Below are 22,210 nucleotides of genomic sequence, written 5' to 3' on the forward strand. Positions count from 1 at the left end.
TCGACTGGAGCAAACACATGGATCTGGGCATTGCAGGCAAGACCGCGCTGGTGTGCGGCGCGAGCAAGGGGTTGGGCTACGGCTGTGCCGAGGCGCTGGTGCGCGAGGGCGTCAACGTGGTGATCGTGGCGCGCGGCGCCGAGGCGCTCGACGCTGCAGCCAAGCAGCTGGTGGCAGCGGCCGGCCCGTCGGGTCCGTTCGTCAAGCACGTGGCGGCCGACATCACCACCGAAGCCGGCCGCGCGGCCGTGTTCGCGCTGGGCCACGACTTCGACATCGTCGTCACCAACGCCGGCGGCCCGCCGCCCGGCGATTTCCGCAACTGGGACCGCGAGGCGTGGATCAAGGCGGTCGACGCCAACATGCTCACGCCCATCGAGCTCATCAAGGCCACGGTGGACGGCATGGCCAAGCGCGGCTTCGGTCGCATCGTCAACATCACGTCGAGCTCGGTGAAGTCGCCGATCGACATCCTGGGCTTGTCGAACGGCGCACGCAGCGGCCTCACGGGCTTCGTGGCCGGCGTGGCGCGCACGTCGGTGGCGGCGCAGGGCGTGACCATCAACAACCTGCTGCCGGGCTCCTTCGAGACCGACCGCCTCAAGGGCACGATGGCCGGTGCCGCGCAGAAGTCGGGCCAGGATTTCGACACCGTGTGGGAAGCGCGCAAGAAGAACATTCCGGCCAAGCGCTTCGGCAACCCGGCGGAGTTCGGCGCGATCTGCGCGTTCCTGTGCAGCATGCAGGCCGGCTACATGACCGGCCAGAACGTCCTGGCCGACGGCGGCGCGTACCCCGGAACGTACTGACCCGCGCCGCGGCGCGCGTTCAGCGCCGCGAGGACACCACGATCCCACCAACGATCAGCACGAAGGCGGCGCCGTGGTACCAGTGCGGCGCCTCACCGAGGAAGGCCGCCGACAGCACGGCCGCGAACAGCGGCGTGAGGTTCATGAAGATGCTCGCCGCCTGCGGCCCCGCGCGTTGCACGCCGGTGCCCCAGCAGCGGTAGGCCAGCACGGCGGGGCCGATGCCGATGAACAGCATCGCTGCAATGAGCGGCCAGCCGAGGTCGATGTGGGCGTCGGTCAGCGTCCATTCGCCGGCGGCCAGTGCGCCCGACCACGCGAGGCCGAACACCAGTTGCGCCATGAGGAAGGCGGCCCAGTCTGCGCGCACATTGGCAGGCTCGTTCGTGCGAGCCAGCAGCCAGCTGTAGAAGGCCCAGGTGATGGTGCCCACGATCATGTACAGGTCGCCCGGCACCAACCGCAGCGCGAGCAGTTGCTGCCATTCGCCGCGGCTGAGCACCAGCAGCACGCCGAGCATCGACAGCAGCGCGCCGCCCACCGTGCGCCGGCTGGCGCGCGCGCCGAAGCACAGCGTGCCCACGGCCAGCATCCACAGCGGCAGGCTCGAGCCCACCAGCGTGACGTTGATCGGCGTGGAGGTCTGCAGCGCCAGGTATTGAAACGCGTTGTACAGGCCGATGCCCAGCAGGCCCAGCAGCGCGTAGCGCTTCCAGTGCGCCCACAGCGGGCTGTCCTGCCGCAGCACCCAGGCCGCCAGCGGCAGCAGCAGCACGAACGCGATCACCCAGCGCACGAAGTTCAGCGTCAGCGGTGACACCAGCGCGCGCACCAGCCGGCCGACCACGGCATTGCCGGCCCACAGCAGCGGTGGCACGGTGAGGAGCAGGGCGGTGAGGGGCGTGAGACGGTGGTGCGATGCGGAAGACATGGCCGCCGACTCTACCGGGCCCGCGCAGTGCCCGTGGCTCCTCGCGAAAAGGCCAAACGTGGCACGATGCCCGTCCCATTCTTTTTTCCCTGCGTGGAGACAGCAACGATGTTGAGCAAAGCCGTCCGTATCGACCGCCATGGCGGTCCCGAGGAACTGAAGGTCGTCGAGGTCGAGGTGGGCGAGCCCGGCCCCGGCGAGATCCGCATCCGCCACAAGGCCGTGGGCCTGAACTTCATCGACACCTACCAGCGCACGGGCCTGTACCCGTTCCAGATGCCGCTGCAGCTGGGCATGGAGGCATCCGGCATCGTCGAGGCGGTGGGCGAGGGCGTGACGCACCTGAAGGCCGGCGATCGTGCCGCCTACGCGAGCCAGCCGCCCGGCGCGTATTGCGAGCTGCGCGTGATGCCCGCCAAGTGCGTGTGCAAGCTGCCCGACGACATCTCCTTCGAGACCGGCGCGGCCATGATGCTCAAGGGCCTCACCGCGCAGTACCTGCTGAAGAAGACGCTGCCCGCCGAAGGCCTGCAGCCCGGCGACTTCGTGCTGTTCCATGCGGCGGCCGGCGGCGTCGGCCTCATTGCCTGCCAGTGGGCCAAGGCGCTCGGCCTGCAGCTCATCGGCACGGCCGGCAGCGATGCCAAGTGCAAGCTCGCGCTGGCGCACGGCGCGGCGCATGCCATCAACTACAGCACCGAGAACTTCGCGGCGCGCGTGAAGGAGATCACCGGCGGCAAGGGCGTGAAGGTGGTGTACGACTCGGTGGGTAAGGACACCTTCGAAGGCTCCGTCGACAGCCTGCGCCCCTTCGGCCTGCTGGCGATCTTCGGCAACGGCTCGGGCCCGGTGCCGCCGATCAACCTCGGCCTGCTGGCCTCGAAGGGCTCGCTCTACGTGACGCGCCCGACGCTGTTCACGCACATCGCCACGCGCGAGAGCACGCAGGCGATGGCCGGCGACCTGTTCGCCGTGGTGCAAAGCGGCGCGGTGAAGATCCCCATCGACCAGCGCTACGCCCTGGCCGACGTGCAGCAGGCGCACCGCGACCTCGAGGCGCGCAAGACCACGGGCTGCACCATCCTCACGCTCTGAGGCGAAGCGGCGGGCCGGCGGGTGATGTCCTACGCGCGGTGGGGTGTCACACCTTCGACTTGTGGCGGGCGCAATTTGTAGCCTCACTTGTCCCCCCGCAAAAGCCCGCCATGACCACCGTCCGCGCCTTCATCGTCGAAGACAACCCCGCCCAGCGCGCGAGCCTGGTGGGCACGCTGCGCGAAATGGCGCGCATCGATCCGGTCGGCCAGGCCGAGTCACAGGCCGAGGGCACGCGCTGGCTCACGCACAACCCGGCGCTGTGGGACCTGGCCATCGTCGACCTGTTTCTGGGTGACGGCACGGGCTACAGCGTGCTTGAGGCCTGCCGCAACCGCGATCCGAAACAGAAGATGGTGGTGCTGAGCAACCACGCCACGCCCGAGACGCGCCGCAAGTGCGCGCAGCTCGGTGCCGACGCCGTGTTCGACAAGGCCACCGAGGTCGAGGACCTGATCGACTTCTGCGTGCGCCAGCGGCAGGAGCGTTTCTTCAGCGCGCCTTTGTCGCCGACGCGGCCGGCGCCTCACTGAGCGCGGCCGTCTCGCGCACCATGCGCCAGACCCGCTGGGCGAGCGGCGACAGTTCGCGGTTGCGGCGCCGGATCAGCATGATCGCGCGCTGCACATTCGGCACCAGCGGGCGCACCACCAACCGCGCCAGTCCCTCGGGCGGCAACGACAGCCCCGGCATCACGCTGATGCCGATGCCGGCCTCGACCATGCGGAACACGGTGGTCGCATGGCCCAGCTGCTGCTTCACGTCGCAGCGCGCGCCGTGCCGCTCCAGCGCCTGGTCGATGAGACGCCGGCTGCCCGAGGCGTGATCGAGCAGCACCAGCGGCTGGCCGTCGAGCGCCGACCAGTTCACCGAGGCCTTTTTTTGCGTCAGCCGATGGCCGGGCAGCGTGACCACCATGAAGGGGTCGGCGAGGATCGATTCGCAGTGCAGGTCGTCGGCTTCCGAGGGCTCGATCACCACGCCGAAATCGACCTCGCCGCTGCGCACGCTGTCGAGCACGTCCTGCTGGATGCGGTCGAGCAGCAGAAACTGGATGCCCGGCGCCTGCACCGCACAGGCCGCAATGCAGTCGGGCATGAGGTTGGCCGACAGTGTGGGGCTGCTTGCCACGCGCACCTTGCCGCCACGCGCGCTGGCCAGGCCCGCCACGTCCTGCAGGGTCTGGTCGAGTTCGTCGAGCACGCGGTCGAGCCGGGCCGCGAACGAGTGGCCGGCTTCGGTCAGCACCACCTCGCGCGTGGTGCGGTCCAGCAGCTTGAGGCCGAGCTGGGCCTCGAGTTCCGAGATCGACCGGCTCACCGCCGGCTGGCTCAGGCCCACCTGGTCGCCGGCGCGGCTGAAGTTGCGGCCCTCGGCCACCGAGCGGAAGACGCGGAGTTGGCGCAGCGTGACGTTCATGCGCTCAAATCATATATCCATCCGATAAATCCATTTCTCTTTTGAATGGGCGAAAGGTCCAATGCAGGCCATGGCACGTTCACGCTTTCTCCCCGACAACTTCACGCTCACGCTCGTCGCGGTCGTCACCCTGGCCAGCCTGCTGCCCGCAAGTGGCCGCGTGGCGCATTTCTTCGAGGGCCTGACCACGGTCGCGATCGGGCTGCTGTTCTTTTTGCACGGCGCCAAGCTGTCGCGCGAGGCGATCCTTGCGGGCATCACGCATTGGCGGCTGCACCTGCTGGTGTTCGCCTGCACCTTCGTCCTGTTTCCGCTGCTGGGGCTCGCGCTGCGGCCCGTGCTGGGGCCGCTGGTGACGCCGCAGCTGTACACGGGCGTGCTGTTCCTGTGCGTGCTGCCGGCGACGGTGCAGTCGGCGATTGCGTTCACGGCGATGGCGCGGGGGAACATGCCGGCTGCGATCTGCAGCGCTTCGGCCTCGACGCTGCTGGGCGTGTTCATCACGCCGGTGCTGGTGAGCCTGGTGGTGTTGCCTGAAGGCGGCGCGGTGGCGTCGTCTTCGTCGCTCGATGCGATCGGGCGGATTCTGTTGCAGCTGTTGGTGCCGTTCGTGATCGGGCACCTGTCGCGTCCGTTGATCGGCAAGTGGATTCAGAAGCGAGCTGCGGTGCTGAAGTTTGTGGACCAGGGGTCGATTCTTTTGGTGGTCTATACGGCGTTCAGCGCGGCTGTGATCGAAGGGCTTTGGAAGCAGATTCCTGTGAGTGCGTTGTTGGGGCTGCTGTTGGTTTGTGGGGTGTTGCTGGCGTTGGCGCTGGGGCTCACGACGGTCATGGCGCGGCGCTTTGGGTTCAACATTGAGGACGAGATCACCATCGTCTTTTGCGGCTCGAAGAAGAGCTTGGCGAGCGGGATTCCGATGGCGAAGGTGCTGTTTGCATCGCACGCCGTTGGTGCGATCGTGCTGCCGCTGATGCTGTTTCATCAGATGCAGTTGATGGTTTGTGCGGTGCTTGCTCAGCGGTATGCGCGTCGGGCTGCTGCCTCCGCTGCGCATGGGTTGAGAACTGCTGAGTAGTTTTTTCCCGAGGCCGGGACTCGCCCCGGCGGGCGACTCACTTTCTTTTGCTTCGCCAAAAGAAAGTAAGCAAAGAAAAGGCGACCCCACTGTCTGCGACCCTCCGCTTCGCTGCGGGCAACCTGCGGTGCTCACGTTTCGCGGGGTCTCGCAGAACTCGCCTTCGGCTCAAACAGCTGCGAGCCCTGATCCGCGAAACGCTGCGCTCCTCGGCGCATACAGAGGGGATTGGGTGCCGGGCGGGCCGTCGCTTCGCTCGGCCCGGGAACTTCCAACAGCCGGATGCCACGGCTTTGCTCGTGCTCGTGCTCGTGCTCGTGCTCGTGCTCGTGCTCGTGCTCGTGCTTGTGCTTGTGACAGCGATAACGCCCATGTCGAGGCCATCGCCCCTACAAACCCCGCCGCCGCAGGCGCGAAGCGCCTGCGGCGGCCCACTGGCCGAGCGCAGCGATGGCCCGTGAGGTATCCAAAACCCTTCTGTATGCGCCGAGGAGCGCAGCGTTTCGCGGATCAGGGCTCGCCCTTGTTTGAGCGAAGCGAGTTTGGGCGAGACCCCGCGAAACGTGAGCACCGCAGGTTGCCCGTAGCGAAGCGGAGGGACGCAGACAGCAGGGTCGCCTTTCTTTTGCCTACGTTTCTTTGGCGAAGCAAAGAAACGTAGGTCGCCTGCCGGGGCGAGTCCCGGCCTCAGGCAAACAAACGATCAGCCCTCGATCTTCCCGAGCCGAGACTCCCGCAGCCGGCTAGGCGCCAAAGCCCCCGCAGTCTCAAGAATCGGATAAGCAATAGAACAGATATGCGAATTGATCCGCTTCAAATCACTGATCAAGTCGATGTGCAGCGAACTCGTCTCGATGCTCAGAGTCGTCTGGTCCGACAGCCGATCCAAATGGGTCGTGGCATAAGCCCGCTCCAAATCCCGAAACCGCGCCTTCTCTTCAAGCAGCTTCTGCGCATCCCGCACATTGCCATTCAAGAACACGCTCATGCTCAACCGCAGATTGGCAATCAACCGCCCATGCAGCTCCACAATCTCAGCCATCCCCGCAGCTGAAAAGTTGCGCTGCGGCTTGATCTTCTTGTCCTCGATATCGATGATCACCCGCTCGATGATGTCCCCGATCTGCTCCATGTTGATCGTGAAGCTGATGATGTCCGTCCAGCGCCGGCTTTCCTCTTCGCCCAGCGCCTCGCGCGAGATGCGCGTCATGTAGTACTTGATCGCCGAGTACAGCTCGTCCACCGTGTCGTCGAGCTGCCGCAGCTCCTGCGCCAGCCGCAGGTCGTTGTTGCGGATCACGTCGAGCGTGCCGATGAGCATGGTCTCCACGATGTCGGCCTGGTGCAGCGCCTCGCGCGCGGCGTTCGAAATGGCGAGCGAAGGCGTCGACAACGCCGAGGGGTCGAGGTGGTGCGGTCGGCTGGTGCCCACGGGCTGCGGCGGCACGGGCAGCATGCGCGTCACCAGCTTGGCGACCCATTGCGTGAGGCCGATGAAACCGATGCTGATCACGACATTGAACGCCAGGTGGAACAGCACCACGCCGTGCGTCTGGTTCGGCAGCTCGGGCTGCACATAGCGCACCCACAAGCCGACGAACGGCGTGACCAGTGCCACGCCGAGCGCCTTGAACAGCAGGTTGCCGACGGTCACCTGCCGCACCGACACCGCCGAGCGCGCGGTGGTCAGCACCGCCAGCAGGCCGCTGCCGAGGTTGGCGCCGAGCACCAGACCGAGCGCCACGTCGAGCGGCACCACGTTCGAACTCGCCATGGCCGCCACCAGCAGCACCACCGCCAGGCTTGAATACGCCACGATGGCCAGCGCGGCGCCGAGGGTGATCTCCAACAGCACGTCGCTGGTGATGGACGTGAGCAGCGCGCGCACGGCCGGCGACGAAAACAGCGGCTCGGTGGCCGCGACCACCAGCTGCAGCGCCAGCAGCATCAGCCCCAACCCGATCAGCACCCGCCCCACGCGGCCCGCCACGGTGGCCGAGCGCGTGATGAACAGCACCACGCCCACGAAGATGAACATCGGCGAGAGCCACGAGAGGTCGGCCGAGAAGAGCACCGAGATCAGCGCCGTGCCCACGTCGGCGCCCCGCATCACCGCCAGCGCAGCCGGCAGCGTGACCAGGCCCTGCCCGACGAAGGACGAGGTCATGAGCGACGTGGCCGTGCTCGACTGCACGAGCGCCGTGACGCCGATGCCCGAGAGCGCGGCCGTGAAGCGGTTGCGCATGCTCTGCACGAGGATCTTGCGCAGGTTGGCGCCGAAGACGCGCAGCACGCCGGTGCGCACGAGGTGCGTGCCCCACACCAGCAGGGCGACGGCCGCAAGCAGATTCAGAAGGTGCTTCATGGAGGGCGGGGGCTGACCTTTCTCTTGTTTTCGTTTTGGTTCGTTTCAGCCCCATTTTCCACAAGTGGACGCTTCAGTCGATCAGGGCTCCGTTGTCGTGGAAAGGATAAGGGCCTTCGAAGCTGCCGGAGGCCGCCAGGTGGGTGACGAGCCGGCCCCCGGCCGGCGACCAGGCATGCACGCGGAACGAGGGCGGCTCCAGCGTCCAGGCCGAGGCGGCGTCGGGCGCGAGGTCGAGGCAGACCTGGTGGGCCTGCGCCGGCGAGGTCGAGGCGATGGTGCCGCCGAAGCGCACGTCGATGGCGCGGTGCAGGTGGCCGCAGATCACGCGCTCGACGTTGGTGTAGCGGCGCAGCAGGGCCTCGAGTGCGTCGGCGCCCTCGAGCAGGCCGATCTCGTCCATGTGGCCGATCAGCGTCTCGAAGGGCGGGTGGTGCATGGCGACCACCACGGGCTCGTGGCGGCAGGCGTCGAGCTGGGCTTCGAGCCAGGCCAGGCGTTTGTCGCACAGCGTGCCGTGGCTGGCGCCGGGCACGCAGGTGTCGAGCGTGAGCAGCCGCAGGTCGCCGACGCGCACCGAATACTGGACGAAGCCGTGCGTGTCGGCGCCGGTGCCCAGGTAGGCGTGGTCGGGGAAGCTGCGGCGCAGCTGGTCGCGGTCGTCGTGGTTGCCGGGCAGCAGGTAGACGGGCATCGCGAGCGGCGCGAGCAGGGCGGCCAGATGCTCGTACTCGGCGGCGCGGCCGAAGTCGGTCAGGTCGCCGGTGATCACCACGGCGTCGGGCGGCTGGCGCAGCGCGAGCACCGACTGCACGGCACGCGCGAGGTACGGTGCGGTGTCGATGCGGCCATAGGCGAGCCGGCCGGGCTCGCGGATGTGCAGGTCGGTCAGCTGGACCAGGAAGGTGTTGGGGTTCGCGGTTGTCGTGGTCATGCGCTGGCTTCCTGCGAGGTCATCAGGCGCTCGGCGGGGATGCGCAGGCCCACCGCGTCGCCCGGCCCGAAGGGGTTGTCGCGCCCCACGTCGGCCACCAGCACGGGCTGGTCCTGCACGCGCAGGTGCAACTGCACGCGGTCGCCGAGGAAGGTGCGGCGTTCGACCGTGGCGCGGCCCCAGCCGGGCGTGTCGTCGGGCGGGGGCGCGCCGATCTCGATGTCTTCGGGCCGCACCAGCAGCGTCGCATGCTGCTGCCAGGGTGCGGGGCAGGGCAGGTACGACCCTCCGAGTCGGACAACGCCCTGCGCGATGGCGTCGGCGGCGCGTTCCAGCCGGTTGACCCGGCCCAGGAACTCGGCCACGAAGGGGTGCGCGGGTGCGCGGTACAGGTCTTCGCCGCGGCCGACCTGCACGATGCGCCCGGCGCGCATCACCGCGAGGCGGTCGGCGATGGCCAGCGCTTCCTGCTGGTCGTGCGTGACGTGGATGGCTGTGATGTGCAGGCGGCGCAGCAGCTCGGCGAGTTCGTCGCGCAGCGATTCCTTGAGCTTGGCGTCGAGCGCGGCCAGCGGTTCGTCGAGCAGCAGCACGCGCGGGCGCACGGCCACGGCGCGCGCCAGGGCCACGCGCTGGCGCTGGCCGCCCGAGAGTTCGGCGGGGCGCTTGTTCTCCAGGCCGCCCAGGCGCACGAGGTCGACCAGCTCGCCGACGGCGCGTTTCTCTTCTGCGGGCGACATGCCGCGGATGCGCAGGCCATAGCCGATGTTGGCCGCCACCGTCATCTGCGGAAAGAGCGCGTAGCTCTGGAACACCATGCCCACGCCGCGGTGTTCGACCGGGCGCTGCGTGACGTCCTGGTCGCCGAAGACGATGCGGCTGCCGTCGTCGGGCGCTTCCAACCCGGCGATGAGGCGCAGCAGGGTGGTCTTGCCGCAGCCCGAGGGGCCGAGCAGTGCGAGCACCTCACCCGCTTCCACCTTGAGGTGGGTGGGCTGCAGGCCGCGCGTGCCGTCGGCGTACGTCTTCGCGCAGTTCGAGATGTCGACGGGGATGCGTTCAAGTTCCATGGCGTTTCTGCATCAGGTTGGCGAGATATTGAAGGCCCCACAGCACGGGAAGGATCACGGCGAAGAAGACCAGCGTGTAGGCCGACCCGATCTCGATGCGCATCGAGGCATAGCTGTCGGCCAGGCCGACGGGCAGCGTGCGCGTGAGCGGCGTGTGCAGCATCCAGGTGAGGTTGAACTCGCCCACCGACAGCGTGAACACCATCAGGCTGCCGGCCACGATGGCGGGGAACACAGCAGGCACCAGGATGCCCATGAAGCGCTGGCGGAAGTTCGCGCCCAGCGAGCGCGCCGCTTCTTCGAGTGCGAGCAGATCGTCTCGCTGGAAGGCCGAACTCACGGTGCGCACCATGAAGGGCAGCGTGAACACGATGTGGCCCACGAGGATGAAGGCGAAGCTGGTGCGAAAGGCCGTGAGCTGGCCGTAGGCGAGGATGAGCGCGAGTGCCGTTGCCAGGCCCGGAACCGCGACCGGAAGCGTCAGCAGCTCTTCGAAGATGCGCGCCGCACGCGAGCGGCTGCGCGCCAGCGCATAGGCGCAGGGCACGCCGAGCAGCACGGTGCACACGACGCAAGCCACGGCCAGCGCGAGCGACCAGCCGACGGTGCCGCCGTAGTTCTCCCACACCTCGCCGAGCCAGCGCAGCGTGAGGCCGCTTTTGAGCCCCACGCTGTAGTTGTTGACGAGGCCCGCCATCACCGACAGCAGCATCGGCGCGATCATGAAGAGGCTCACGATCACCGTGATGGCGAGCAGGAAAGGCGCGCGGGGTTGTGACGGTGTCTTCATCATCATCGGGCGACCGGGTTGGCGCCGAAGCGGCGCGCCACGAAGAGCACCAGCCAGGTCACGACACCCAGCGAGATCGACAGCGACGCGGCGAGCGCGAAGTTGGCGTAGTTGGTGAACTCGTTGTAGATGGTGATCGGGATCACCTCGAACTTGCTGGCCAGCGTGAAGGCCGTGCCGAAGGCGCCCATCGAGGTGGCGAACAAAATGGCGGCGCAGGCCAGCGTGGTGGGCGCGAGCTCGGGCATCCACACGTCGCGCGCCACGCGCAGCTTCGAGGCGCCGAGCGAGCGTGCCGCTTCCTCGAGCTGCGTGTTCATCGACTCGGCCGCGGCGGCATAGGTGGCAATGGCGCGCGGCAGCGAGAAATACAGGTACGCCAGGAACAGGCCGAGCAGGCCGTAGGCGAAGGTGATGCGCTCGCCGATCAGCGTGTCGCTCAGGTCGGCCACCACGCCCTGGCGCCCGCCGAGCAGGATCACGAAGAAACCGATGATCACGCCCGGGAACGACAGCGGCAGCGTGAGCAGCGACAGCAGCATGCGCTTGCCGGGGAATGCATGGCGCGCGAGGTAGATGCCCACCGCCGCGCCCAGCACCAGCGTGGCCAGCGTCACCGCCACCGACAGCGCGACGGTGTTGGCCATGCTTTGCAGGTAGCGCGCGTCGGTCAGCACCGCGAAGTAGGTGGCGGCGCCCTTGTCGGCCGGCAGCGCCAGCAGGCGCACCACCGGCAGCAGCCAGAAGGCCGCGAAGAAGACGGCCGCCGGCGCGACGCAGGCCAGCAATCGCCAGCGCGGGTTCCAGGCGTTGGAAGTGGTGGTGCTGCGTGTCATCGCGCGCGGCGCCGGGTCAGCGCACTTCCTTCAGGTACTGGTCGGAGAAGGCGCGTTGTGCCTCGGCCATGCGGGCGTAGTCGACGGTCTTGGCGCGCGCGTAGTCGCTCGCGGGCAGGAACTGCGCCTCGATCTCCTTGGGCAAGGCGCTGGCGCGCACCGGGCGCAGGTAGGCCTTGGCCCAGATCGCCTGGCCTTCGTCGGACAGCGTGAAGTCGAGCACCTTCTTCGCGTCGGCCGCGTGCGGCGCCTTGGCGACCAGGCTCATCACGTAGGGCACGGCCAGCGTGCCTTCGCTGGGAATGACGAAGGCGACGTTGGCCTTGTCCTTGTACTTGGCGCGGTAGGCGTTGAAGTCGTAGTCGAGCAGGATCGCGATCTCGCCCGACAGCACGCGCGCGTACGAGGTCTGCTTGGGCACGATGGGCTCGTTCTTCTGCAGCGCCTTGAAGTAGTCGATGCCCGGCTTGAAGTTGTCGAGCGTGCCGCCGCGTGCCTGGTTCACGGCCACGGCGCCCACGTAGCCCACGAAGGCCGAGGCGGGGTCGAGATAACCGATGAGGCCCTTGTATTCGGGCTTGAGCAGGTCGGCCCACGACTTGGGCACCGGCTTGCCCTTGAGCGCGTCGACGTTGACCATGAAGCCGAGCGTGCCCGAGTGGATGGTGAACCAGTGGCCGGCCGGGTCCTTCAGGCCGTCGGGGATGTCTTTCCAGGCGGCCGGCTTGTAGGGCTCGACCACGCCGTCTTTCGCGGCTTGCACCGCGAAGGTCACGCCGAGGTAGGTCACGTCGGCCACGGGGCTGGCCTTTTCGGCGACCAGCTGTGCGAGCGACTGGCCCGAGTTCTTGTTGTCGGCCGGCACGGTGATGCCGGTCTTCGCCTTGATGGCTTTGAGCTGGGTGCCCCAGTCGGCCCATTCGGTTGGGCAGTTGTAGCAAATGGCGGTCTGGGCCATGGCGCCGCCGGCGGCGACGAGGGCGGCGGCCAGCACGCCGAGGCGGGCGAGTCGGTGAAAGCGTAGGGACATGGAAGAACTCCTGGGAGGGGTGGTGAGGTCAGGACACTGCGGCGTCGTTGTCTTCGCGCGCACTTGCGCACGACTCGCCGTCTCGGAAGGCATGGGGGAGCAGCAGGCTCGCGTCGGCCTGCAGCGCGCGGCCGCCGGCGATCGCCTGCACCAGCAGTTCGACGCTGTGGCGGCCGATGTCGCTGTTGGGCTGCGCGATGGTGGTGAGTGCGGGCGTGAGGTCTTCGCCGAGCGCGATGCCGTCGAAGCCGACCACGCTGAGGTCGTCGGGCACCGCCAGGCCGCTCAGGTGCGCGGCGCGGATGCTGCGGATGGCGAGCAGGTCGTTCGAGCAGACCAGCGCGGTGGGGCGACTGTGCGGGCGCAGCTCGGCGCACAGCGCATCGACGGCGGTCTCGACGAAGGGCACTTCGATCAGCGGCGGCGGCACGAGGCCGGCCTCGGCCATGCCGCGCTGGTAGCCGCGGTAGCGCTGCTGCGCGCGGTCCGACGCGGCCAGCGTGCCGCTGACCATCGCGATGCGCCGGTGGCCCAGCAGCACGAGGCGCGTGACCGCATCGGCCACCGCGCCTTCGCTGTCGACCGACACGCAGGGGTGGTCGGCGTGCCGGTTGTAGGCCAGCACGTAAGGCACGGCGGCGGCCTGCAGGCGCTGCAGCGCGGCCGACGTGGACGGGTTCGACACCACGAGGATCAGCCCGTCGACGTTGCCCGCCAGCAGCAGCTGGACGGCGCGCTCTTCCTCGTCGAGCCGGTAGCCCGTGGTGACCGGCAGGATCGCGTAGCCGCCCGCGACGGCCGCGCGCGCAATGCCCTGCAGGCATTCGGCAAAAGTCGGGTTCAGCAGCGTGGGCAGCACCACGCCGAGCGTGCGGCTGCGCTGGGTGCGCAAGGTGCGGGCGCTGGCGTTGGGCAGGTAGTTGAGCTCGCGCGCCACGCGCTCGACCAGTTCACGCGTGGCCGGCGTCACCTTGTCGGGGAAATTGAAGGCGCGCGAGACCGTGGCCACGGAGACCCCGGCTTGGGCGGCTACGGCTTGAATGCTCATCGTGCGGGGTCTGTGGCGTGTTTCATGTAATCGATTACATTGGACCGGCGCAGTATGACTTCGCGATGACAGGGTGGGGAAGTGGGGAGAACCCCGGGGCCGCCGGCGCAGCGTGCGGCCCAAAGAGAAAGGGGCCCGAAGGCCCCTTGAGAAACTGACTTACTTGCCGCGCCGGACCCGCCGGATCTCGTCGACGATCAGGCAGATGGCCCCGAGCGTGATGGCGCTGTCCGCCGCGTTGAACGCCGGGAAGTACCAGTTGCCCCAGTGGAAGCTCAGGAAGTCGACGACGTAGCCGTGCATCATGCGGTCGACCACGTTGCCGATCGCGCCGCCCAGAATGCAGGCCATCGCGAACGAGAAGAGCTTCTGGCCCGCGTGCGACCGCAGCATCCAGACGATGAAGATCGCCGCCGCCACGCCGATGGCCGTGAAGAACCAGCGCTGCCAGCCCGAGTGGTCGGCCAGGAACGAGAAGGCGGCGCCCGTGTTGTGCGCGCGCACGACGTTGAAGAAGCTCGTCACGTAGGTCGCGTCGCCGAGCTTGTAGTAGCCCAGGATCAGCGTTTTCGTGAACTGGTCGATGATCACGATGATCGTCGCCAGCCCGAGCCAGGGCCAGATGCTGGCCCCGCGCGAACGCGAGGCCGACGAGGCGGAGCGTGCGGTCGCCATCAGGCCACGCTGCGCGATTCGCCCGCGCCGAACAGGTTGCTCGTGCAGCGGCTGCAGAGGGTCGGGTGCGCCGCGTCGTGGCCCACGTCCTCGCGGTAGTGCCAGCAGCGTTCGCACTTCTGCGCGGTGCTCGGCGTGACCACGGTCGACAGGGTGTCGCCCGCCGCCAGCGCCACGGCCGAGGCGATGAACACGAACTTCAGGTCGTCGCCCAGCGAGCCCAGCAGCGCGAGGTCGTCGGCCGGTGCGTTCAGCTGCAGGGTGGCCTGCAGCGACGAACCGACCTTGCCCTCGGCGCGCACCGTCTCGATGTCCTTGTTGACGCCGTCGCGGATCTCGCGGATGCGGCTCCACTTGGCGAGCAGTGCTTCGTCGGGTGCGGCGAACTGGCTGTAGGTCTGCGTGAAGATCGACTCGCCGGCCTTGCCGGTGCCCACGATCTTCCAGGCCTCTTCGGCCGTGAAGCTCAGGAACGGCGCCATCCAGCGCAGCATCGCCTGCGAGATGTGCCACAGCGCAGTCTGCGCGCTGCGGCGCGCGAGCGAGCCCGGGGCCGTCGTGTAGAGGCGGTCCTTCAGGATGTCGAGGTAGAAACCGCCCAGGTCTTCCGAGCAGTAGATCTGCAGCTTGGCCACCACCGGATGGAACTCGTACACCTGGTAGTGCGCAAGGATCTCGGCCTGGAACTGCGCCGCGCGCGACAGGGCGTAGCGGTCGATCTCGAACAGCTGGTCGAGCGGCACCGCGTCTTTCGCGATGTCGAAGTCGCTGGTGTTCGCGAGCAGGAAGCGCAGCGTGTTGCGGATGCGGCGGTAGGCGTCGACGACGCGCGCGAGGATCTTGTCGTCGCCCGCGATGTCGCCCGAGTAGTCGCTCGCGGCCACCCACAGGCGGATGATTTCCGAGCCCAGCTTGTTGCTGATTTCCTGCGGGTCGATGCCGTTCTTGAGCGACTTGCTCATCTTGATGCCCTTGGCATCCACCGTGAAGCCGTGCGTGAGCAGGCCCTTGTACGGTGCGCGGTCTTCCAGCATGCAGGCGATGAGAAGCGACGAGTGGAACCACCCGCGGTGCTGGTCGTGGCCTTCGAGGTACAGGTCGGCTTCGGGGCCGGTCTCGTGGTGCACGTTGGGGTGCGTGCCGCGCAGCACGTGCGAGAAGGTCGAGCCCGAGTCGAACCACACCTCGAGGATGTCGGTGCTCTTGGTGTAGCTCGGTGCATCTTCGGCGCCCAGGATCTCTTCGACGGTGACGCGGCTCCAGGCCTCGATGCCGCCCTTCTCGACGATGTCGGCGGCCTGGTCGAGGATCTCCATGGTGCGCGGGTGCAGCTCGCCCGAATCCTTGTGCAGGAAGAACGGGATCGGCACGCCCCAGCTGCGCTGGCGGCTGATGCACCAGTCGGGCCGGCCGGCGATCATGTCGTGCAGGCGGGCCTTGCCGTTCTCGGGGTAGAAGCTGGTCTGTTCGATGGCGTCGAGCGCGGTCTGGCGCAGCGTCTTGGGCGCCTTGTCCTTGGTGAACACGCCTTCGCCCTCGTCCATGCGCACGAACCACTGCGCGGCCGCGCGGTAGATCACCGGCGTCTTGTGACGCCAGCAGTGCGGGTAGCTGTGGGTGATGGTCTCGGTGGTCAGCAGGCGGTTGGCGTCGCGCAGCGCGGCGATGATCACCGGCACGGCCTTCCAGATGTTCTGGCCGCCGAACAGCGGGAAGTCGGGCGCGTAGCTGCCGTTGCCCTGCACCGGGTTCAGGATGTCGTCGTACGCCACGCCGTGCGCGATGCAGGAGTTGAAGTCGTCCACGCCGTAGGCAGGCGAGGAGTGCACGAGGCCGGTGCCGTCGGTGGCCGTGGCGTAGTCGGCCAGGTACACCGGCGACAGGCGCTGGTAGCCGGCGTCCACGTCGTACAGCGGGTGCTCGAACTCCAGGCCGCCGAGCTTCTCGCCCTTGACCGTGGCCAGCACCTTGCCGTCGAGCGCGTAGCGCGTCATGCACATCTCGACCAGCGAGTTGGCCAGGATCAGCAGGCCGCGCTCGGTGTCGACCAGCGAGTACTCGAGCTCGGGGTTGAGGTTGATCGCCTGGTTGGCCGGGATGGTCCACGCGGTGGTGGTCCAGATCACGGCAAAGATGTCGCCGAGGATCGTGTGGTCGGTCTCGAAGGCCTTGAGCACCTTCTCGCGCTCGTGCGCCTTGAAGGCCACGTCGATGGTCTGGCTCTTCTTGTCGGCGTATTCGATCTCGAACTCGGCCAGCGAGGAGCCGCAGTCGAAGCACCAGTACACGGGCTTGAGGCCCCGGTACACGAAGCCGCGCTCGATCACGCGCTTGAATGCGCGCAGCTCGCCGGCTTCATTGGCGAAGTCCATCGTCTTGTAGGGATGGTCCCATTCGCCCAGCACGCCCAGGCGCTGGAAGTCGACCATCTGCTGGGCGATCTGCTCCGTGGCGTAGGCGCGGCTCTTGGCCTGCATCTCGTCGCGGCTCAGGTTGCGGCCGAACTGCTTTTCGATGGCGTTCTCGATCGGCAGGCCGTGGCAGTCCCAGCCGGGCACGTACAGCGCGTCGAAGCCTTCGAGCTGGCGCGCCTTGGTGATCATGTCCTTGAGGATCTTGTTCACCGCGTGACCCATGTGGATCTGGCCGTTGGCGTACGGCGGGCCGTCGTGCAGGATGAACTTGGGCGCGCCGTGGCGGGCGTCGCGCAGGCGGTGGTAGCGGCCTTCGTCGTTCCATTCTTTCACCCAGCCCGGTTCGCGCTTGGGCAGGTCGCCGCGCATCGGGAAGGGGGTGTCGGGCAGGTTCAGCGTGGAACGGTAATCTTTGGGGGAAGCAGCGTCAGACATGTTGGGTGCGGCGAAACAGAGGGGGCTTCGACAGGCTCAGCCCGAACTGCATTGAGCGGTCGGTGCGGAAGATATAGCCGTTCGCCCTGAGCTTGTCGAAGGGCGGCAGCACGGGGCGTGCAGGGCTAAATTCGGTCGCGCGTGGTCTGGCGGTGGGTCTCGGCGTGGGTCGATGCGAAGAACGCGCGTGCGTCGCGGCCATCCTTCGCGATGCCCGCAGTGAGGGCTTCGAGGCTGGTGTAGCGCAATTCGTCGTGCAGTTTGTGCAGGAGTTCCACGCGCACGATTTTACCGTAGGCCCCTTCGGCCCCCAGATGCGAGGGCCACTCCAGGCAATGCGTCTCGAGCAACACGCGCCCGGCGTTGACGTCGTTGGCGTCCAGCGAGGGCCGCACGCCGAGGTTGGCCACCCCGGGCAGCGGCTGGTCGGCCAGGCCGTGGACCAGCACCGCGAAGATGCCGCTGGCGGCCGGTTTCCAGTGCTTGAAGCGCAGGTTGAGGGTGCGAAAACCGTCGTCCTTGCCCGGTAACGAGGCGCCCAGCGCCCGGCCCAGCTTGCGGCCGTGGACCACGTGGCCCGAGATCGTGTACGGGCGGCCCAGCAGGGTGTGGGCGTCGGCCATGCGGCCTTCGGCCAGCGCCTCGCGCACGGCCGAGCTGGACACCCGCAGGCCGTGCACCTCGTAGCTGTTCATGCGGGCGACGTCGAAGCCTTGGGCTTCACCGGCGGCATCGAGCATGGCGTAGTCGCCGGCGCGCTTGGCGCCGAAGCGGAAGTCGTCGCCCACCAGCACGTAGCGCGCGCCCAGGCCGTCGATCAGCACGTTCTGGATGAAGGCCTCGGGCGACTGGGACGCCAGCCGGCCGTCGAAGGGCAGCACGATGGTCTGGTCGACGCCGCAGGACGCCAGCTCGGTCAGCTTGTCGCGCAGCGTGCCGATGCGGGCCGGGGCCAGGTCGGGTTTCTTGGTGACGGCGGCGAAATAGTCGCGCGGGTGCGGCTCGAAGGTCAGCACGCAACTGGGCAGCCCGCGATGGCGGGCCTCGGTCTGCAACAGCGCCAGCATGGCCTGGTGGCCGCGATGGACGCCGTCGAAATTGCCGATCGTGAGGGCGCAGGCCGGAGCTACGCCCGGGTGTCGGAAGCCGCGGAAAACCTGCATGGGAGAGTATCTTTTTGATAGCGCCTGATGCCCGTCGAATGGGCAAATCAGGCCGATTTGTCACAAAGCCGGTATATTGTGACGCAGTGCGTGGGTTGGCGTGAGTCGCCGATGCACCCCGAGTCTCTGGTCTCTGCGTGGTTTTCTCGTTCGAGGAGGCGTGTGTGAAGGTCTTGAAGCTGTCGGCCCAAGGGCTGCCCCAGTCATGGATATCGCTGGAACAGGCGGTGATCCACTACGCAGCGGACGAAGTTCGCTGGGAAGTGGGCGCGCAGGTGGCCGTGTTCCGTGGCGGCCACAACGCGGTCACGGGCGAACAGTCGCAGATCGCGATCAACAGCATCATCGGCACCAAGGGCGTGCCGCGCATCAACCCCTTCGCGCAACGCCCGGGCCTCACCAACAGCAAACTGTTCTCGCGCGACCGCAACGTCTGCGCCTACTGCGGCGGCCATTTCCACGAAGACGAACTCACGCGCGAGCACATCATTCCGTTCGCGCAGCGCGGCATCGACACCTGGATGAACGTGGTCACGGCCTGCAAGCCCTGCAACCACCGCAAGAGCAGCCGCACGCCCGAGCAGGCGAACATGCCGCTGCTGTACGCGCCGTATGTGCCCAGCCTGTGGGAAGACTTCATCCTGCGCAACCGCCGCATCCTGGCGGACCAGATGGAATTTTTGATGGCGCATTTGCCGCAGTCGTCCCGGTTGCACGACATCTAAAAAAAGAGGCTTCGAGCCTCTTTTTTGATTCAGCCCTTCCAGGCCGGCGGCCGTTTCTCGATGAAGGCCTGCACGCCTTCCAGCGCACTCTCGTCCATCATGTTGCAGGCCATGGTCTGGCTGGCGTCGGCCAGCGCGGCCTCGATGCCGGTCTCGAGCTGGCGATAGAACAGTGCCTTGCCCAGTGCGAGCGCCGTGCGGGGCTTGGCGACGATGCTGGCCACCAGCGCCTCGACCGCGGCATCGAGCCCTTCGGGTGGCGCGACCCGGTTGACCAGGCCTTTCTCGCGCGCTTCCTCAGCGCTGATGAATTCGCCCGTCACCAGCATCTCGAAGGCTTCCTTGCGCCCCAGGTTGCGCGACAGCGTGACGCCGGGTGTGGCGCAGAACAGCCCCACGTTGACGCCGCTGACCGCAAAGCGCGCGTCGCTGGCGGCCACCGCGAGGTCGCACACGGCCACAAGCTGGCAGCCCGCCGCGGTCGCAATGCCGTGCACGCGCGCGATCACCGGCACGGGCAACCGCTGGATCGACAGCATCATCGCGCCGCACCGGTCGAACAGCTGCTGGTAGTAGCCGAGCGAGGGCTCGGCGCGCATCTCTTTCAGGTCGTGGCCCGCGCAGAAGGCCTTGCCTGCTGCAGCGATGACGACGGCGCGCACCGTGTCATCGGCGGCGACGGAACCGAGCGCTTGTTCGAGCGCGCCCAGCATGCCTTCGGAGAGCGCGTTGAAGGCGGCGGGGCGGTTCAGCGTGAGCGTGACCACGCCGCGCGCGTCGCGTGCCGTCAGGACAAAGGGGGACGTGTCATTCATGGCCGTTCAGTACGTCAGCTCGAGCACCGTCGTGTGCCCTTGCGCGGCGGGCCAGCTCTGGCCGGTGAGGCGCTCGCCGTTGAACTCCGCGCTGACCGTGCGCTGCGGCGCGCCGGCCGCGATGCGCAGCCGCGAGGTCGACTGTCCCGCGCCCTGGGCCGGCACGCCGGCGGGCGGGCTCTGGCCGTCGAATTGCATCGTGTCGCGCTGCGCATCGAAGTAGCCGCGCGGGCGCGTGAAAACGACCACCGCACCCGCACCACTCTCGGCCGGCGCCAGGCGTTCGGGCCGCAGGTTGACGAGGCCGCTGCTGCGCACGAACGGGCTGCGGTAGAGGTGCGTGGTGCCCTGGCCGGGCACGTCGAGCACGAACTCGTAGCGCGCTGCCGGTTGCGCGCTGAACGGCCCCCAGCGGCCGTCGGCGCCGACCGTCTGCTGGTGCGCCGCCTCGCCGCGCCGCGTGCCCGAGGCCGGATCGACCGCAAAGACCGTGACACGTGCGCCGGCCAGCGCGAGGTTGTCCGCGCCGATCGCGCGGCCGTCGAGCACGACCTTCGATTCCGGCACCACCGTCGTGCTGGCCGGCGCCTGGCCGGTCAGGAAGTGCCAGGTCGCCGCGAAGGCAGCGGGCGAAAACGAGGTCTCGCGGTGGTCCACGCGTGGCAGCACGAGGTTGGTCGCGCCCTTGAGCGCCGGCCCGTCGAAGCCGATGTTCGTCGGCTGGCCCGGTGCGCCGATCCACAGGCCGTCGGGCTGGGCGTACTTGTCATTGGTGTCGGAGCGCAGCGTCAGCCACTGCACGCCGGGCGTGACCTCGTCGCCGTTCGGTCCCTTGGGCGCATTGAGCTGCTGCATGAAAGTCGAGAGCCCCGAGAACTCGTTGTTCTCGCGCAGGCCCTTCACCTTCCAGATGCCATGCGCCGGGTTGCCGCCGAGCACCACGTGGCTCACCACGGCCGCGCCGCCGCCGTTCTGCACGTAGTTGCGGATGGTGTTGCCGCCGCGCGAGTTGCCGATCAGCACCACCTTGGGCGCGCCCGTGGCTTTCAGCACTTTCTCGACCTCGGCGCGCAGGAACGCGGCCGACTCGGCGGTGGAACTGCGCCCCGGCTGGGCCACGGCGTCGTCGTCGCGGGCCAGGGGATTTGGTTGGTCGACGGCAAACAACCGCTCGCGCGGCCAGCCGTTCGACTCGAAGCGCCAGACCGTGGTCTGCCACAGCGCCGCCGAGTCGCCGTTGCCGTGCATGAAGACGATCGGCGGGCGCTCGGTGGAAGAGGGGGTGGAGCTGGCGCAGGCGGTCAGCAAGGTGACGGCGGCGGTTCCGGCAAGGGCCGAGGCAAGCAGGGTGCGGCGGGAAGGCATGTCTGTCTCTCTCCTGGCAGGGGGCTCGGGCCCCGCAAGTGAAAACGCCCGCCGGCGCAAGGCGGGCGGGCGTTGGATGCTATCGACAAACAGCCGTCAGGCGAAGACGCCGGCCGTGTCCTGCATGCGTGCCGACACTTCACCCAGGTGGTGCAAGGTGTCGCCGAAGGTGAGCTCGAGCTGCGTGAGCTTGCGGAAGTAGTGGCTGCCGATGTACTCGTCGGTCACGCCGATGCCGCCATGCAGCTGCACCGAGTTCGCTGCCACGTAGCGCATCGACGTGCCCAGCTGGTACTTGGCGCGGGCCAGCGCCTGGCGGCGTTCGTCGGCCGGGGCGTTGAGCTTGAGCGTTGCGTAGTAGCTCATCGAACGTGCCAGTTCCAGCTGCATCTTCATGTCGGCGATGCGGTGGCGCAGCGCCTGGAAGCTGGCGATGACCACGCCGAACTGCTTGCGCTGGTTCATGTAGTCGATCGTGACGTCGAGCGTCTTGTCGAGCACGCCGACCGCTTCGGCGCAGGTGGCGGCAATGCCGACATCGACCGCGTACTCGAGTGCGGTCAGGCCGTCGGCCGTGACCAGCGTGGCGTCGGCCTTGTCGAACACGACTTCGGCCGCGCGGCCGCCGTCCTGCGTGCCATAGCCGCGGGCTTCGACGCCGCTGGCGCTGCGCTCGACCAGGAAGAGGGCGATCTTGCCGTCGACCTTGGCGGGCACGAGGAAGGCGTCGGCTTCGTCGCCCACGGGCACCACGCTCTTGGCGCCGGTCAGCGAATACCCGTTGCCCGACTTGACGGCGGTAGCGTCGCACACGTCGAGGCGGTAGCGCGCCTTGCGCTCCTGGTAGGCCAGCACCACGAGGGCCTGGCCGCCGGCGATGCGGGGCAGCCAGTTTTCCTTGGTGGCCGCGTCGGCGTAGCCGCCGAGCACGGCGCCGGCGATCAGCGTCTGCGCGAAGGGCTCCAGCACGATGCCGCGGCCCAGTTCTTCCATCACGACCATGCCGGCCACCGGGCCCATGCCCAGGCCGCCGTTGTCTTCGCTGATGTACAGGCCGCCCAGGCCGAGTTCGGCCAGTTCGTCCCAGGCCTCGCGCGAGAAGCCGCCCTTGGCCTCGATGCCGCGACGGCGCTCGAAGTCATAGCCCTTGTCGACCCACTTGCGAACGGCGTCGCGCAGCTGGTCCTGGTCTTCCGAAAAATTGAAATCCATG

20 protein-coding genes are annotated in these 22,210 nt (G+C 68.0%); 5 read left to right on the plus strand and 15 right to left on the minus strand.

Features of this window, described 5'->3' with window-relative positions:
* Nucleotides 1-17 precede the first annotated feature (17 nt).
* On the plus strand, nucleotides 18-809 hold the full coding sequence (locus CLU95_RS21200; protein ID WP_099795418.1) for an SDR family oxidoreductase: 792 nt from the start codon (nucleotides 18-20) through the stop codon (nucleotides 807-809).
* Nucleotides 810-828: 19 nt separating this feature from the next.
* Here CLU95_RS21200 and CLU95_RS21205 read toward each other — a convergent pair whose 3' ends face one another.
* Entirely contained in the window at nucleotides 829-1,740 is a 912-nt protein-coding gene (locus tag CLU95_RS21205) for a DMT family transporter (RefSeq protein WP_099795419.1), read from the minus strand.
* Nucleotides 1,741-1,848: 108 nt separating this feature from the next.
* On the opposite strand from CLU95_RS21205, the gene CLU95_RS21210 reads away from it, so the two are divergent.
* On the plus strand, nucleotides 1,849-2,835 hold the full coding sequence (locus CLU95_RS21210; protein WP_099795420.1) for a quinone oxidoreductase family protein: 987 nt from the start codon (nucleotides 1,849-1,851) through the stop codon (nucleotides 2,833-2,835).
* 110 nt (nucleotides 2,836-2,945) lie between these two features.
* Nucleotides 2,946-3,368 (plus strand): response regulator, encoded by a 423-nt coding sequence (locus CLU95_RS21215; RefSeq protein WP_099795421.1) that lies wholly within the window; start codon nucleotides 2,946-2,948, stop codon nucleotides 3,366-3,368.
* Here CLU95_RS21215 and CLU95_RS21220 read toward each other — a convergent pair.
* Entirely contained in the window at nucleotides 3,328-4,254 is a 927-nt protein-coding gene (locus tag CLU95_RS21220) for a LysR family transcriptional regulator (RefSeq protein ID WP_099795422.1), read from the minus strand. The two genes, CLU95_RS21215 and CLU95_RS21220, sit on opposite strands and share 41 nt — an antisense overlap.
* A 70-nt stretch (nucleotides 4,255-4,324) precedes the next feature.
* On the opposite strand from CLU95_RS21220, the gene CLU95_RS21225 reads away from it, so the two are divergent.
* Nucleotides 4,325-5,332: a bile acid:sodium symporter family protein gene (locus CLU95_RS21225; protein WP_099797418.1), complete on the plus strand. Its 1,008-nt coding sequence runs from the start codon at nucleotides 4,325-4,327 to the stop codon at nucleotides 5,330-5,332.
* 703 nt (nucleotides 5,333-6,035) lie between these two features.
* On the opposite strand, the gene CLU95_RS21240 is transcribed toward CLU95_RS21225, so the two are convergent.
* The 10 genes from CLU95_RS21240 to CLU95_RS21285 all read right to left on the minus strand — a co-directional run bounded on the left by CLU95_RS21240 (nucleotide 6,036) and on the right by CLU95_RS21285 (nucleotide 18,092).
* A complete protein-coding gene (locus tag CLU95_RS21240; RefSeq protein WP_099795423.1) occupies nucleotides 6,036-7,697 on the minus strand; it encodes a Na/Pi cotransporter family protein in 1,662 nt (553 codons plus the stop codon).
* A gap of 73 nt (nucleotides 7,698-7,770) precedes the next feature.
* Nucleotides 7,771-8,631 carry a phosphodiesterase gene (locus CLU95_RS21245; RefSeq protein WP_099795424.1) on the minus strand — a complete coding sequence of 287 codons (861 nt, stop codon included), beginning with the start codon at nucleotides 8,629-8,631 and terminating at the stop codon, nucleotides 7,771-7,773.
* Nucleotides 8,628-9,701, minus strand: coding sequence for an ABC transporter ATP-binding protein (locus CLU95_RS21250; RefSeq protein ID WP_099795425.1), 1,074 nt, complete (start codon nucleotides 9,699-9,701; stop codon nucleotides 8,628-8,630). The genes CLU95_RS21245 and CLU95_RS21250 overlap by 4 nt, the downstream gene beginning before the upstream one ends.
* Nucleotides 9,691-10,491, minus strand: a complete 801-nt coding sequence (locus CLU95_RS21255) for an ABC transporter permease (RefSeq protein WP_099797419.1) — start codon at nucleotides 10,489-10,491, stop codon at nucleotides 9,691-9,693. Before CLU95_RS21255 ends, CLU95_RS21250 begins: the two co-directional genes overlap by 11 nt.
* Nucleotides 10,492-10,493: 2 nt before the next feature.
* A complete protein-coding gene (locus tag CLU95_RS21260) occupies nucleotides 10,494-11,327 on the minus strand; it encodes an ABC transporter permease (protein ID WP_099795426.1) in 834 nt (277 codons plus the stop codon).
* A 16-nt stretch (nucleotides 11,328-11,343) separates the two neighbouring features.
* Nucleotides 11,344-12,357: an ABC transporter substrate-binding protein gene (locus tag CLU95_RS21265; RefSeq protein WP_099795427.1), complete on the minus strand. Its 1,014-nt coding sequence runs from the start codon at nucleotides 12,355-12,357 to the stop codon at nucleotides 11,344-11,346.
* A 28-nt stretch (nucleotides 12,358-12,385) separates the two neighbouring features.
* On the minus strand, nucleotides 12,386-13,405 hold the full coding sequence (locus CLU95_RS21270) for a LacI family DNA-binding transcriptional regulator (protein WP_099795428.1): 1,020 nt from the start codon (nucleotides 13,403-13,405) through the stop codon (nucleotides 12,386-12,388).
* A 159-nt stretch (nucleotides 13,406-13,564) separates the two neighbouring features.
* Nucleotides 13,565-14,080, minus strand: a complete 516-nt coding sequence (gene lspA, locus CLU95_RS21275) for a signal peptidase II (protein WP_062480914.1) — start codon at nucleotides 14,078-14,080, stop codon at nucleotides 13,565-13,567.
* Complete coding sequence (ileS, locus tag CLU95_RS21280; protein WP_099795429.1) at nucleotides 14,080-16,929, minus strand: isoleucine--tRNA ligase; 2,850 nt, start codon at nucleotides 16,927-16,929, stop codon at nucleotides 14,080-14,082. Before ileS ends, lspA begins: the two co-directional genes overlap by 1 nt.
* 125 nt (nucleotides 16,930-17,054) lie before the next feature.
* Nucleotides 17,055-18,092: a bifunctional riboflavin kinase/FAD synthetase gene (locus CLU95_RS21285; RefSeq protein WP_099795430.1), complete on the minus strand. Its 1,038-nt coding sequence runs from the start codon at nucleotides 18,090-18,092 to the stop codon at nucleotides 17,055-17,057.
* Nucleotides 18,093-18,256: 164 nt separating this feature from the next.
* Here CLU95_RS21285 and CLU95_RS21290 point away from each other — a divergent pair, with 164 nt between their 5' ends.
* The gene (locus CLU95_RS21290) at nucleotides 18,257-18,817 is read left to right on the plus strand and encodes an HNH endonuclease (protein ID WP_099795431.1); all 561 of its coding nucleotides are present in this window, start codon (nucleotides 18,257-18,259) and stop codon (nucleotides 18,815-18,817) included.
* Nucleotides 18,818-18,846: 29 nt separating this feature from the next.
* On the opposite strand, the gene CLU95_RS21295 is transcribed toward CLU95_RS21290, so the two are convergent.
* The 3 genes from CLU95_RS21295 to CLU95_RS21305 form a co-directional block, all read right to left on the minus strand.
* Complete coding sequence (locus CLU95_RS21295; protein ID WP_099795432.1) at nucleotides 18,847-19,632, minus strand: enoyl-CoA hydratase; 786 nt, start codon at nucleotides 19,630-19,632, stop codon at nucleotides 18,847-18,849.
* Nucleotides 19,633-19,638: 6 nt separating this feature from the next.
* Nucleotides 19,639-20,997, minus strand: a complete 1,359-nt coding sequence (locus tag CLU95_RS21300; protein WP_099795433.1) for an alpha/beta fold hydrolase — start codon at nucleotides 20,995-20,997, stop codon at nucleotides 19,639-19,641.
* Nucleotides 20,998-21,093: 96 nt separating this feature from the next.
* Nucleotides 21,094-22,209, minus strand: coding sequence for an acyl-CoA dehydrogenase family protein (locus CLU95_RS21305; protein ID WP_099795434.1), 1,116 nt, complete (start codon nucleotides 22,207-22,209; stop codon nucleotides 21,094-21,096).
* Between the last annotated feature and the right edge of the window lies 1 nt (nucleotide 22,210).

The sequence above is a fragment of the Variovorax sp. 54 genome (genome assembly GCF_002754375.1).
Classification (GTDB): domain Bacteria; phylum Pseudomonadota; class Gammaproteobacteria; order Burkholderiales; family Burkholderiaceae_C; genus Variovorax.